At 39.0% G+C, this 14,336-nt stretch carries 9 protein-coding genes and 1 pseudogene; 9 read left to right on the top strand and 1 reads right to left on the bottom strand.

Annotated elements, in window-relative coordinates; all coding sequences use genetic code 11:
• Positions 1 to 79: 79 nt before the first annotated feature.
• Positions 80 to 1,525 carry a helix-turn-helix domain-containing protein gene (locus ACMZ42_RS16030; RefSeq protein ID WP_415731998.1) on the bottom strand — a complete coding sequence of 482 codons (1,446 nt, stop codon included), beginning with the start codon at positions 1,523 to 1,525 and terminating at the stop codon, positions 80 to 82.
• Between the two features lie 228 nt (positions 1,526 to 1,753).
• On the opposite strand from ACMZ42_RS16030, the gene hutH reads away from it, so the two are divergent.
• From hutH to ACMZ42_RS16075, 9 genes and pseudogenes are all read left to right on the top strand, one after another.
• Complete coding sequence (gene hutH, locus ACMZ42_RS16035) at positions 1,754 to 3,268, top strand: histidine ammonia-lyase (protein WP_415731999.1); 1,515 nt, start codon at positions 1,754 to 1,756, stop codon at positions 3,266 to 3,268.
• A 107-nt stretch (positions 3,269 to 3,375) separates the two neighbouring features.
• Entirely contained in the window at positions 3,376 to 4,704 is a 1,329-nt protein-coding gene (locus ACMZ42_RS16040) for a YjiH family protein (protein ID WP_415732000.1), read from the top strand.
• A gap of 15 nt (positions 4,705 to 4,719) precedes the next feature.
• Positions 4,720 to 6,390 carry a urocanate hydratase gene (hutU, locus tag ACMZ42_RS16045; RefSeq protein WP_415732001.1) on the top strand — a complete coding sequence of 557 codons (1,671 nt, stop codon included), beginning with the start codon at positions 4,720 to 4,722 and terminating at the stop codon, positions 6,388 to 6,390.
• Positions 6,387 to 7,673 (top strand): imidazolonepropionase, encoded by a 1,287-nt coding sequence (hutI, locus tag ACMZ42_RS16050; protein WP_415732002.1) that lies wholly within the window; start codon positions 6,387 to 6,389, stop codon positions 7,671 to 7,673. Before hutU ends, hutI begins: the two co-directional genes overlap by 4 nt.
• Before the next feature lie 262 nt (positions 7,674 to 7,935).
• Complete coding sequence (locus ACMZ42_RS16055) at positions 7,936 to 8,736, top strand: NUDIX domain-containing protein (RefSeq protein ID WP_415732003.1); 801 nt, start codon at positions 7,936 to 7,938, stop codon at positions 8,734 to 8,736.
• A gap of 86 nt (positions 8,737 to 8,822) precedes the next feature.
• Positions 8,823 to 9,374 (top strand): cysteine hydrolase family protein, encoded by a 552-nt coding sequence (locus ACMZ42_RS16060; protein ID WP_415732004.1) that lies wholly within the window; start codon positions 8,823 to 8,825, stop codon positions 9,372 to 9,374.
• 15 nt (positions 9,375 to 9,389) lie between these two features.
• Positions 9,390 to 10,859 (top strand): nicotinate phosphoribosyltransferase, encoded by a 1,470-nt coding sequence (locus tag ACMZ42_RS16065; protein ID WP_415732005.1) that lies wholly within the window; start codon positions 9,390 to 9,392, stop codon positions 10,857 to 10,859.
• A gap of 27 nt (positions 10,860 to 10,886) precedes the next feature.
• A pseudogene (gene nadD, locus ACMZ42_RS16070) lies at positions 10,887 to 11,500 on the top strand (nicotinate-nucleotide adenylyltransferase).
• 486 nt (positions 11,501 to 11,986) lie between these two features.
• Positions 11,987 to 13,840 carry an SLC13 family permease gene (locus ACMZ42_RS16075; protein ID WP_415732009.1) on the top strand — a complete coding sequence of 618 codons (1,854 nt, stop codon included), beginning with the start codon at positions 11,987 to 11,989 and terminating at the stop codon, positions 13,838 to 13,840.
• Positions 13,841 to 14,336: the final 496 nt, after the last annotated feature.

A 14,336-nucleotide genomic window follows, 5' to 3' on the forward strand; every position in this document is an offset into this window, starting at 1 on the left:
ATAAAGCCTTCATCTCCGCTACGCTTACGCACAAGTTCCCAGTTGGAACAAAATCAACTCCATGTTACTTAATGAAACTTTAAGCTTTTCGATAACGATGAGGAGTAATTCCGATGTGTTGTTTGAAAATTTTAATGAAGTAATTCGAATCATCAAAACCATTTAAATAGGCAATTTCACTAATAGCAAAATCCGTTTCTACAAGCATTTTTGTGGCATTTTGAATTCGGACCTGCTGAAGGTAGCGTTTCAATGGCAAGCCTTGCTTCTTTGAAAAAATCGTACTTAAATAATTAGGACTAATCCCTAATTTATGAGCAACGTAAGGTAAAGATAACCCGCTATCCTGAAATTGTTGGTCGATAATTTCTATGGCCAGTTCTACATAGTCAGCCCTTTTTTCCATTCGTGCCTCGCGAGCTAATTCAATTAATCTTTGTGTAAATGATATGATGCCATTTAGAATGGTATAAAATATTGGATATTCAATAATTAAATGAAAAAGCTGACGATAATTTTGCTCAATTGCAGCTTTCTCATGTAATTTATACTTCAGCATAAAGCGCCTAATTTGCGCCAAAACACTCGTTAGATGAATACGTAAATCATCTTGCTTGTAATAAATTCCTTCATTAGATAGTCGATATAAAAATGTTTTGACGGCTTCGATATTCCCGTCCTCTAAGCTACTTATTAGCAATTGCTGCTCTTCAGGTGTTAGTAATGGATCGAATGGCTGTGTCTCCAATTGTTTGCTCGCATAAAAAATATGCCCATAGCCTTCGTAAAAGCTTTGATGAAGTGCGCGTTTCGTTAAGGTATACATATTCTTCATGGTGGTCGACTCTCCATCATAAACTCCGATATTTAAAGAACTATTATTTGTTAATCGCCATTCCTTCATTAATGTACGAACATCCTTCTCTAAATCATTTGTTTGGAATAAACATACGATTTTTTCCGATAAAGGATAAATCCTCATACTAGAATAAATAGGCGTTTGCTGAAGCCAGTTGTATAGTCTGTTAAACATTTCGGAATGCTCAGGCTCGATCATTGCGAAATGTGTATTTGACTCTAGGGAACTTGTTTTACTATCTAAAAATAGTTGATAGTAAAAGGATTCATCTGTAGTTTCTTGATACGCTGCTTCTGCTTTTGGTGTCCGAAGGGAAATCGCAGTGAGCTTTTGCTTTAATACTTCTAAATCAATTGGTTTGACGAAAAGATGTGCGACCTGTAGATCGATTGCTTTTAATGCATTTTTAAACAATGGCTCTGTCGTCATAGCTAATATAGTCCCTGAATGTTTTTGTAAAGCACGATAAAGCGCAGTTAAACGATTATTTGAGAATAGGTCGATATTGAGTAGTATCACCTCAGGCTCGAATTGCTGGATACTTTGAAGTGCCTCATTAATAGTTGTACCTATTTCAATAGTTACATCTCCGGGAAAATATGTATGTAAAAACCAACGAATACCTGAGAGATCAGTGGAGTCCCTGTCAATAAGTAACAATTTCATAACTGTAATCCCCTTAAAATTATCTAGTTTCGTAAAAAAGTACTGTTATATTATTAAAATAACAAAAATTCTGAAATAATTCATGTTTTCTCTTTTAAAATTCCCTATTTTCTGAAAAAGGTAGTTAGTACAATGTAGTTAGTGTAATTGTTATTTATCTTTTATAGTGATCGCGAAATTGATTAAAAGCATTTTTACATAGCTTTAAGGGAACAGGGGGATGTCAGTATGAAGTCTATTATCGAGCTCGATGGCAAGACATTAACAAGACAGCAAATAGGGGGAATTGTAAATGGCCTTGCTACGGTTGCGCTATCTGCAGACAGTGTGGAGCGTATCCGTTTAAGTAGGGAGCGAATTGAAAAACGCTTAGCTGAGGGCCAAACCATTTATGGTGTGAATACAGGCTTTGGAAAGCTAAGTAATATAAAGATTGAAGAGGAAGACATTGAGCTTTTACAGTTGAATTTATTACGCTCAGATGCAACAGGTGTTGGTGTACCGTTCCCGACAGATGTTGTACGTGCCATGATGGTTTTACGTGCCAATGCTCTAGCGCGTGGTTTTTCAGGTATTCGTCTGGAAACCGTGCAACTGTTATTGGATTTGATCAATAAGGGCGTACATCCGATTGTACCGTCTCAAGGTTCAGTTGGAGCAAGCGGAGATTTAGCGCCGTTGTCACATTTGGCTTTAGTGCTAGTAGGTGAAGGTAAGGCGGAGTTTAATGGAGAGGTTATGAGCGGCAGTGCGGCGTTACAGCAAGCTGGGCTAACGCCTGTCCGACTACAAGCTAAGGAAGGGCTAGCGCTTGTTAATGGTACACAAGCAATGACAGGTATTGGGGTTTTAACAGTGAACGAGGCAGAGCGTATTGGGCTAGCGGCAGATATGGCAGCAAGTTTAACGCTGGAGTCACTGAAGGGTATTACTTCCGCATTTGATCCATCGCTTTTGGCGGTAAGACCACACCCGGAATTAGAGCTTGTTGGTGGACGAATCCGTAAGTGGCTTGATGGAAGTAAACGTGTGACAAAGCAAGGTGAAATCCGCATGCAGGATGCCTATTCACTACGTTGCATTCCGCAAGTACATGGTGCTTCATGGCAGTCATTTTTCTATGCGGAGGACCGTGTGCAAATTGAAATGAATGCAACGACAGATAATCCGATTGTTTTAGAAAATGGAGAAGTATTGTCTGGTGGGCATTTCCACGGTCAACCAATTGCATTAGCCATGGACTTTTTAAAAGTTGGTGTATGTGAGTGGGCTAATATTTCAGAGAGACGTACAGAACGCATGGTAAATCCGCAGCTTAACGAAGGTTTGCCACCATTTTTAGCGACAAATCCTGGTATTGAATGTGGACTAATGATCGCTCAATATACAGCAGCTTCTATCGTATCTGAAAACAAAGTATTGGCACATCCTTCAAGCGTAGATTCTATACCGACATCAGGTAACCAAGAGGATCATGTGAGCATGGGTACAACATCGGCCCGCCAAGTACGTCAAATTGTACATAATGCGGCTCGTGTCATTGCGATAGAAATGATTTGTGCATCGCAGGCTATTCATTTAGATAAGGCAGAAGATCAATTATCTCCAACAACTCGAAAGTATTTAGAAAAAGTGCGTGAATTTTGTCCGCCGCTGTTAGCGGATCAACCAATCGGCGATGAAATTGAAGCGCTTGCACAGTATTTGTTAACGAGTGATGTTCTATTAAATGAGTATAAGTAAGTTTTAAGGCAATAGCTTCCTAGAGAAAATCCAAAAAATCCTTTAACTAGTTTTGATGACCTAGAGATTTCTTTCAGAAAAAGCACTTACATCGGGGAGGGAGTAGTATGGAATTTCATCAGCGAGAACTGGAGCGAGATTCGCAGTTTCGAATCTCCTCCGCTATTAAGATGTTTATCTGTAGTGTAATCGGAATATTCAGTTTCTTTGTATCTTTTGAATGGCGAGGTAAGGATTCCATTTTAATTGATCACATCGTGAGTTTTATTCGCACCGAAGCACCACTACTTGTAACTGCATATGTACTCATAATGCTTGTAGGTGGAGCGATTCATCCATTCATGACAAAGAAATGGAATAAGTCGACAGTCAATATTGTGATGTCAATCTTTAAAGTGGGCGGTATGATTGCGGGGATTTTGTTGATTTTCAATATAGCGCCTGCATGGTTAGCGGATGAAAGTATTGGTCCGTATTTACTAGAAAAGCTTGTTAAACCAGTGGGCATATTAATTCCGATAGGGTCTTTGTTTCTAGCACTTCTAGTTAGCTATGGATTGCTTGAATACATCGGTGTTTTAGCACAGCCGTTTATGAAACCTGTTTTTAAAACATCAGGACGTTCAGCGGTGGATGCAGTAGCTTCATTTGTCGGGAGTTATTCGGTTGGATTGCTGTTAACAAACCGTCTTTATACGGAAGGTCGCTACACAGCGAAGGAGGCTGTGATTATTGGAACAGGCTTCTCGACTGTATCTGTAACGTTTATGGTTGTCATTGCCGGTACGTTGGATATGATGCAGCATTGGAATGCATTTTTCTGGGTGTCACTCGTTGTAACATTTTTGGTCACTGCCTTAACAGTGCGCATTTATCCAATTCGTACAATGAAGGATGAATACTACGAGGGCGCGACGCCGCAACCAGAAAAGATTGTGAAGAAGGGGCGTTTTAAAGAGGCGTGGCGTCAAGCGATGGAGGCAATAGAGCAAAATCCACCTATGTCTAAAATCTTATGGGCGAATCTAAAAGATGGCTTCATTATGACGATGGGGGTTATGCCATCGATTCTATCAGTTGGTCTTTTAGGACTTGTGCTTGCAACATATACACCAATTTTTGATTGGCTTTCGTATATTTTTGTACCATTCACATATGTACTACAAATTCCAGAACCATTTTTAGCTGCGAAAGCGCTATCATTATCGTTAGCAGAAATATTTTTACCAGCACTTGTTGTCACACAAGCAGCACTTGTGACGAAATTTATTGTGGCAGTTGTATCAATTTCAGCAATTTTGTTCTTTTCGGCTGTGATACCACTTATTTTATCAACTGAAATTCCAGTGACATTGCGCCAAATTATAATCATTTGGTTTGAACGTGTCGTATTAACGTTAATCATCGTAACACCAATAGCATTTTTACTATTTTAAAGGAGCGTGTTTTTAATGGTAGTTAAAACAAATATTCGTGCACCACGTGGGAATGAATTATCTTGTAAAGGTTGGACACAAGAAGCTGCAATGCGTATGTTAATGAACAATCTAGATCCTGAAGTAGCAGAAAATCCAGATGAGCTAATCGTCTATGGTGGGATCGGTAAGGCAGCGCGTAATTGGGAAAGTTATGAGCAAATTATTGCGTCATTAAAAGAATTAGAGAATGATGAAACACTTCTTATTCAATCAGGAAAACCGGTAGCTGTATTCCGTACGCATGAACATGCGCCGCGTGTATTAATTGCGAATTCTAATTTAGTACCAGCATGGGCAAATTGGGAGCATTTCTATGAGTTAGAGGACCGCGATTTAATGATGTACGGTCAAATGACGGCTGGTAGCTGGATTTATATTGGCGCACAAGGCATTTTACAAGGAACGTATTTATCATTCGTAGAGGCTGGTAAAAAAGTATTTGGCACAGCAGATTTAGGCGGTAAATTCATCCTTACAGGTGGTATGGGTGGTATGAGTGGTGCTCAGCCTTTAGCTGGGAAAATGGCTGGCGCTGTCATTTTAGTAGTAGAAGTAGAACGTGCTCGAATTGAACGTAAAATAAAAGAAGGCTACTGTGATTACCTTGTAGAGACGGTAGATGAAGCTATTGAATTGGTTAATAAACTACGTGACAAAAAAGAGCCTGCGTCAATTGGTCTTGTTGGCAACTGTGCAGATGTTAATCGTGAGCTATTGAACCGAGGAATTATCCCTGATTTTGTTACTGACCAAACATCTGCCCATGATCCAATCAATGGCTATGTTCCAAATGGTATGACGTTTGAGGAAGCACTTGAACTGCGTAAAAGTGACGTAAAAACATATGAGCGAAGAGCAAAAGAGACGATGGCTGAGCATGTTCGTACAATGCTTGAATTCCAACAAGCAGGTGCAGAAGTATTTGATTACGGTAATAATATTCGTGCCTATGCGAAAGAGATGGGTGTAACGAATGCCTTTGATTTCCCTGGTTTTGTTCCGGCGTATATTCGTCCTTTATTCTGTGAGGGGAAAGGTCCATTCCGTTGGGCTGCGCTTTCGGGTGACCCTGAGGACATTTATAAAACAGATGCACTTGCCAAAGAAATGTTTGCTGAAGATGAAGGTCTTGTGAATTGGATTGATATGGCGCAAAAAATGGTTAAATGGCAGGGGTTACCGGCACGAATTTGCTGGTTAGGCTATGGTGATCGTCATCGTTTTGCATTGAAAGTTAATGAAATGGTTGCCAATGGTGAGCTTTCAGGACCGATTGTCTTTGGTCGAGATCATCTAGACTCAGGTTCAGTTGCATCGCCAAATCGTGAAACAGAGGGTATGATGGACGGCTCTGACGCAGTATCAGATTGGCCAATTCTAAATGCACTTGTTAATACAGCAAGTGGTGCCAGTTGGGTAAGTGTGCATCACGGTGGTGGTGTAGGTATGGGTTATTCTCAGCATGCTGGCCAAGTGCTAGTAGCGGATGGTTCTGAGCTAGCCGCAGAGAAGATTGCACGAGTGTTAATTTCGGATCCAGGAATGGGTGTTGTGCGTCACGCAGATGCGGGTTATGAAATTGCTATTAATACAGCAAAGAACAAAGGTGTGCGTATACCAATGTTAAAGGATGATGCGAAGTGACAATTTTAATCAAAAACGCCAATGAAGTGATCACGTTAAAAAGTGCCGTACAAGGTCCTCGTACAAAGGAACAAATGCGTGACATCGCAGTAGTGGAAAATGGCAGTGTTTTAATGGAGGGCAATAGCATTATAGCGGTAGGGTCAATTGCACAACTAGAAGCGGATTTCCCTGATCGAGTAAAGGTGGCTGAGGTTATTGACGCCTCGGGTAAGATTGTTATGCCGGGTCTCGTCGATTGTCATACGCATTTAGTTCATGGCGGTACACGTGAGCAGGAGTTTAATATGCGACTCAATGGTGCCACATACATGGAAATTATGAATGCGGGTGGCGGGATTCATGCCACAACAAACCGGACACGAGAAACTAGCTTTGGTGATTTATATGGAAAAACGATGAATCATTTAGATGTGTTTTTAAAGCATGGTGTTACAACGGTGGAGGCAAAATCAGGCTATGGTTTAGATTGGGAAACTGAAAAGAAACAGCTTGAGGTAGCTAAGGAATTACAAGCTACACATGACATTGATGTCGTTAGTACCTTTATGGGGGCGCATGCGGTGCCGCGTGACTTTAAGGGACGTGAGGATGAATTTGTCGATGTAGTCATTCATGACATGCTGCCGAAAGTAGCTGAGCTAAACCTTGCCGAATTCAATGATGTATTTTGTGAAAAAGGTGTATTTACGCCAGAGCAATCACGACGCATTTTAGAGGCCGGGAAAGCGTTAGGGTTAACACCGAAAATTCATGCAGATGAAATTGAGCCTTATGAGGGAGCAGAGCTTGCTGCGGAAGTAGGGGCAATTTCGGCGGAGCATTTACTAGTCACTTCTGATGAGGGTATACAAAAAATGGCTGAAGCCGGCACGATTGCTGTATTGCTACCTGGAACAGCATTCTTCCTACGCGCGCCATTTGCAAGGGGACGCCTAATGATCGATGAAGGGGTACCTGTAGCTATTTCAACTGACTTTAACCCTGGCTCATCCCCAACGATGAGTCTGCCATTTATCATGAATTTAGCTTGTATGCATATGGGGATGACATTAGAGGAAGTGTTAACGGCGACAACCGTTAATGCAGCGTATGCACTTAACCGCGGACATCAAATTGGCTCCCTTGAAGCGGGCAAACAAGCTGACGTCATTATATTGGATGTTGCCAATTACAAGCAATTACAATATTTTTATGGCATGAATCATACGAATACTGTCATTAAAAATGGGCGAGTTGTCGTACAGGATGGAATTCTTTTGAAAAATCAACTAGTAAATTAAATAATATGAAAGGCATAAACAAGGCAGAAATGCTTTGTTTATGCTTTTTTTATGGAAAGCTGTTCTTCTTACTCTTTTTAAAAAAGAGTTGAAATTGTTAATTGGAAAAGTTATCATGTTATTAAATAGTAATTCGGGAATTACAAATTACATGTGTTGATTTATAGAAAACTAAATGGGGTAGTGATCAAATCTAGGAGTTGTATAAAGTCGTCGCATCACGCTTTATCGCAAAACATTGAATTAAAGGAGTTTTATTAAAATGACAAAATATCGTTCACAAGAAGAAGTTCTGGCGAATTATGATTCTTCTAAATATATAACACCTGATGGGTATACGTCAGATATCGCAATTTTTACAATAACATCAGAAAAAGTAGAGGAAAAAGCACCTCCGATGATGACGCTTAAAATCATGTTGATTAAACGGGCTGAAAAAGATCATGAAGGAAATCCAAATATCGAAGGTGGGAAATGGGCGCTTCCAGGTGGATTTGTAGATGCGACAAAAAGGGAAACTGCCTATATGGCTGCAAAAAGAGAATTGAAAGAGGAAACGAATGTAGATGGTCTACACGTTAAGCACTTCGGTGTCTACGATGACATAGATCGTGATCCTCGAGGTTGGATGATTTCAAATGCTTTTTATGCAATCGTTCCTGAAGTGTACATTGACCAGCGTCAAGCCAATGACGATGCAGCAGAAGTAGAGCTATACGATATAAATGAAGTGTTCGAACTCGAATTAGCCTTTGATCATCGAAAAATTATTTCAGACGCTTTAGCATTTATTAAGAAAGATATGATACAAACAACGGTTGCTAAAAACTTTTTACCAGAAGAATTTACGTTATCTGAGCTACAGAGGGTTTTATTGACAGTGGGAGATGATCCACGCATTTCAAATGATTCTGTGTTCTTTACAAAAGCACCCAAGTTACCTTTTATTGAAAAAGTATTGGATGAAGAAAGTAAACCGAAGAAAACAAAAAGGAATTCGTTTAGACCGTCGCAATTATATACTTTTAATGACTTCGAAATCGTAGAGTCAATTTATCATTAGGAAAGCACTTGTCTTTCCTGATAATTTTTCAATATAGTAATTTGTAATTATGCAATTACTAATTAAAAAAGTGGAGTGATGGAAATATGCCAAAACGTGCATTGATTAATATTGATTATACAGTGGATTTTGTAGCACCAGATGGAGCTTTAACTTGCGGAAAACCGGGGCAACTATTGGAAGAGGTAAATATACAATTAACAAAGGAATTTATCTCAAACGGTGATTTTCTAGTTTTTGCCATTGATGTTCATGAAAAAGATGATAGCTATCATCCGGAAGCAAAGCTTTTTCCTCCTCATAATATAAGAGGTACAAAGGGGAGGGAACTATATGGTTCCTTAAAAGAACTATATGAAGAAAATAAAGAGTTAGATCATGTCTACTACTTGGATAAAACAAGATATTCTGCTTTTGCAGGTACGGATTTAGAGATGAAATTGCGCGAAAGAGGCATTGCTGAACTGCATTTAATAGGTGTATGTACGGATATTTGCATTCTTCATACAGCGGTAGATGCCTATAATAAAGGATTTAACATAGTTATTCATAAAAATGCAGTGACATCTTTTAATCAAGCAGGGCATGAGTGGGCGTTAGGACATTTCGAGCATTCTCTCGGAGCTACTATTATGTAAATGGAGGAAGATGAAATGAAATATGCAGATGATAGTTTAATGTTGCACACAGACTTATATCAAATAAATATGGTAGAAACTTACTGGAATGATAGTACTCAAAATAGAACAGCGGTTTTTGAACTGTACTTTCGACAGCTTCCGTTCGGTAATGGCTATGCGATATTCGCAGGCTTAAAAAAGATAATGGAGTTTATCAAAAACTTTGGTTTTTCTAATAGTGATATTCAATATTTACGCGAGGAAGGAAAATACTCAGAGGAATTTCTTAAATACCTTCAAAGTCTAAAATTTACAGGCACTATTTCTGCAATGAAGGAAGGTGAACTGGTATTTGCAAATGAACCTATTTTACGAATTGAAGCCCCGTTGGCAGAAGCTCAATTAATGGAGACACCTTTATTGAATATCGTTAATTACCAAACTCTTATTGCAACGAAGGCTTCACGCATTAAACAAGTGATTGGAAAGGATGTAGCGATGGAATTTGGTACTCGTCGAGCGCATGAATTTGATGCAGCGATTTGGGGAACTCGTGCAGCGTATATTGGTGGATTTTCTGCAACTAGCAATGTCAGAGCTGGAAAATTATTTGGCATCCCTGTCTCAGGTACTCATGCGCATGCCATGATACAGGCATATCGTGACGAATACACTGCATTTACAAAGTATGCAAATACGCATAAAGATTGCGTTTTTTTAGTAGATACGTATGATACGTTGCGTTCAGGTGTTCCTAACGCAATTCGGGTCGCGAAGGAATTTGGAGATAAAATCAATTTTGTAGGAATCCGGCTGGACAGTGGAGACTTAGCGTATCTGTCAAAAAGAGCAAGGGAAATGTTAGATGAAGCTGGCTTCACTGAAGCGGAAATTATAGCATCTAATGATTTGGATGAATACACGATTATAAATTTGAAGTCACAAGGGGCTAAAATTGATACATGGGGAATCGGAACTAAGCTTATTACAGCCTACGATCAAGCGGCGCTTGGGGGCGTATACAAATTAGTATCTATTGAAGATGAAACCGGGAAAATGGTCGATACCATCAAAATTTCCGGAAATCCTGAAAAAGTAACGACCCCAGGCCGCAAGCGTATCTATCGAATTATTAATACAGACAATGGTCATGCTGAAGGGGATTATATTGCATTGGACTACGAAAACCCACAGGAGGAAAAACGCTTGAAAATGTTTCACCCTGTTCATACTTATATCAGTAAATTTGTGACGAATTTTACAGCGAAAGAATTACATCAAGACATTGTTGTAAATGGTTCTATTCTTTACAAAGAACCAACACTTCAAGAAATTCAAGCATATGTAGAAGAAAATTTACATCTACTATGGAGTGAGTATAAACGAACAATGAATCCAGAAGAGTATCCGGTCGATTTAAGTCAAGCGTGCTGGGATAACAAAATGACAAGAATTAAAGAAATTAAAGAAAAAGTCACGAAGATGATGAATGGGAGAAACTAATAGAGACGAGGAATGGAGGGGTAGGGAATGGCGAAAATAGGGATTTACGGATCATCCTTTGATCCAATTACAAATGTTCATCTTTGGACCGCGAGCACAGTCGCACATCGTTGCAAATTAGATAAAGTAATTTTTTTACCTTGTTCAAATAAACGAAAGGACAAGGAAATAACAACGGAGAATTCTCATCGATGGAATATGCTACAGCTGGCTATTGCAAAGGATGAGCGTTTTATTGCAGATTCATATGAAATGGAGCAAGAAGGCTGGAACATTTACACATATGATACGATGAAATATTTTAGAGAACAACACCCAATGATGAAATTCATTTTATTATGGGAGCCGATTTATTAGTTGATATTGGAGCAGGATTGTGGAAAAAGGGAGAAGCGTTAGTAGCTGAGAATAAATTTATTATAATGGCAAGGCATGGAATCGATATGTTATCAACAATTAGTCGCTCTCCGATATTGAGGAATCATGATGATGGAAGATTCCATTTGATTGACAAAGGCTTAGCGATGGAAATTAGCTCTACCTATATTCGAGAAGAATTCGCAATGGGTGGTGAACCAAAATATCTACTGCCTGGCGCTTGTTATGACTATATTAAAGAGCATAACCTTTATCAAAAATAATCTAGGTAAGGCCGATACACGATAGTAGAGCCTGGAGTGAGCAAATAGGGGAACGAAGGCTAAATGCATCACGTCCTGTGATAACGCCTTCGTGACCAACATCTGTGCTGCTGCCGCTACGTTAGCACTACGCTTTCGCGCAAAAAACATCTGTTGGCCCAAGCGGCTCATCGGACGCCCCCGGGAAGCTTTGCTCTGTGCGAAAACGAAGCGTCAGCAACAAATATTTTCTGTAGCGAAAGCGAAGCGTCAGCTACAAATGTTTTCTGTAGCGAAAGCGAAGCGTCAGCTACAAAGCACCCAGCCGGAACGGAAATCAACCTCGCGCTATGGTGAGGAGTCTTTTATTTTGTAAAGATGGTGAACTTTCTCATATATCGTTTTGGGTAAGATATAATGAATCTAAATGGTAAACGTGCAAGGTGCTGCAATTACAAAAGGTTGTATGTATCACCTAGCACAATGATTAATGTTAGAAAGGAATTCATAGATGTGCAGCTTACATTAACATTTCTTATTTTAGGAGCTACAATTTTTGCATTTGTGACGAATAAAGTACGAGCAGATCTCGTTGCGATTGTGTCACTTTTAGCATTTGTCATTACAGATATTTTAACACCAGCAGAGGCACTAGCTGGTTTTTCGAACTCTGTAGTTTTAATGATTGCGGGGTTATTTGTTGTGGGCGCAGGAATTTTGCGAACTGGACTTGCAGGGATGGCAGGACGATTATTGTTGAAATGGTCAGGTGATAGTGAGCTGAAATTATTTGTGTTATTGCTCATTATTGTAGGGACGGTAGGTGCCTTTATGAGTAACACAGGTACTGTAGCTTTAATGATGCCGATCGTTGTTAGTATTGCGATTAGTATGAAGGAAAGTCCGTCAAAATTCTTGCTACCACTTTCTTATGTCGCGAGTCTTTCAGGGCTTATGACTTTAATTGCTTCACCAACAAATTTAATTGTCAGTCAGTTATTAGTAGATCGTGGCTATAATAAGCTTGGATTTTTCGAAGTGACGCCCATCGGTATTGTAGGGATGATTGTTGGTATTACCTATTTAGTACTTGTGCGAAATAAACTATTACCAAATGATAAGAACCGTTCACAAACAAAAGCTGACTATAAACTATCTCCGAAGAAAATTATTAAGCAATATGATTTAAATAATCATTTGTTTAAAGTGTTTGTGCCCGAGGGTTCGCCGATTATTGATGCAACATTAGCAGAATTAAAGCTTCCGGCCAAATATACGCTTTGTATGATGAAAATTCACCGCCGATCTCAAGAAGGCATTAATTTTTTACCGATGACTTATCAGGAAATGGCAGGTCCGACAAGCGTGATACATGCCAAAGATGAATTGTATGTCCAAGGTGAGGAAGAGAATATTCGTCGTTTTGCTGCAGATTATAGTCTAGAGATGCAGGAACTGGCTGAAGGAGAGGCTGATGATTTAGTATCGAAGCATCTTGGTATTGCTGAGGTATTATTAACGCCAAATTCCAGCTTTATTAATAAGACTGTTAGCGCCCTAGGCTTCCGAGAAAAATATAATCTAAATATAATTGGCATTAATCGTAGAGGTGGCTATAAACTTCAGGATATGGTGACACATAAATTGAAATTTGGAGATGCCATTTTAGTACAAGGTGCTTGGGATGAGATTTTATTACTGGCAAGGGAAACGCAGGATGTCGTTGTTGTGGGTCAGCCAAAGGAGCATGCGAGTGTAGCTGCAGCCACGGGGAAAGCAGGTATTGCTGGTGTCATTATGCTTTTAATGATTGTGTTAATGGCTTTTGAAATTTTCCCTGCTGTTATTTCCGTTATGATTGGTGCCGTATTGATGATATTAACAGGTTGTTTGCGTAATATGGAAGATGCGTATAGCAATATGAATTTTGAAAGTATTGTGCTTGTAGCTGCAATGCTTCCAATGGCGACTGCATTGGAGAAAACAGGTGGTATGGTTATTTTATCCGATGGTATCATTAATGCACTTGGAGATTATGGACCGTATGGAGTACTAGTTGGCGTATATATTTTAACAGTTATTTTTGGACAGTTTATTAGTAATACGGCGACGGCTGTCTTGTTCGCGCCAATTGCTATGAATGCCGCGATTGCAATGGAGGCAAGTCCAACGACATTTATGATTGCTGTTGCTGTAGCAGCAAGTATGGCGTTTGTTACTCCGATTGCTTCCCCAACAAATGCGCTAGTTATGACTGCTGGCGGTTATAAGTTTATGGACTTTGTGAAGATTGGAATTCCACTACAGATTATTATGTTTATTGCTATGATGCTGGCAATCCCATTTTTCTTTCCATTTTAAAAACTCGGTTTCTATACCGAGTTTTTTTGTTGATTTTTTATGGAATCTATTAATTTCTTATTGAAGATTATGATAAAATTCTATTTTAGATACCAATAAAAAGTTAAATTGACTTGAGAAGAAGAGTCTAATGATAATTTTTTTCGTAAGTATATAAATAGGAAGTTTTTCGATGAAATGAAAAAGTATTAATTTTTATTAGAAAAAGTGTTGACCTTTTCGAATTAAGAGAGTAATATTATACGAGTCGCTAAGATAACTGAGAAACAACAATTAAATCAAATAAATTAGTTGTTGACATCGAGTTTGCGACATGATATTATATAAGAGTTACTGCTGAGAAAACAGCAACGAAATGAACCTTGAAAACTGAACAAGCAAAACGTAATCAATATAGTTTCTAGTAGCTAACCTTGAGTTGGTGAACGAAACAAAATTTTGGACATCAAACATGATGCCAGCAAAACAATTTGAGCTAATCAAATTTCTTTTTATG

The sequence above is a fragment of the Lysinibacillus sp. NPDC056185 genome, assembly GCF_047737915.1.
In the GTDB taxonomy this organism is placed as follows: Bacteria; Bacillota; Bacilli; order Bacillales_A; family Planococcaceae; genus Lysinibacillus.

Excerpts from the sequence above, each read along its gene's own strand:
- ACMZ42_RS16055 (WP_415732003.1), top strand. The coding sequence starts at position 7,936 with ATGACAAAATATCGTTCACAAGAAGAAGTTCTGGCGAATTATGATTCT.
- hutH (WP_415731999.1), top strand. The coding sequence starts at position 1,754 with ATGAAGTCTATTATCGAGCTCGATGGCAAGACATTAACAAGACAGCAA.
- ACMZ42_RS16060 (WP_415732004.1), top strand. The coding sequence starts at position 8,823 with ATGCCAAAACGTGCATTGATTAATATTGATTATACAGTGGATTTTGTA.
- hutU (WP_415732001.1), top strand. The coding sequence starts at position 4,720 with ATGGTAGTTAAAACAAATATTCGTGCACCACGTGGGAATGAATTATCT.
- ACMZ42_RS16040 (WP_415732000.1), top strand. The coding sequence starts at position 3,376 with ATGGAATTTCATCAGCGAGAACTGGAGCGAGATTCGCAGTTTCGAATC.
- ACMZ42_RS16065 (WP_415732005.1), top strand. The coding sequence starts at position 9,390 with ATGAAATATGCAGATGATAGTTTAATGTTGCACACAGACTTATATCAA.
- ACMZ42_RS16030 (WP_415731998.1), bottom strand. The coding sequence starts at position 1,525 with ATGAAATTGTTACTTATTGACAGGGACTCCACTGATCTCTCAGGTATT.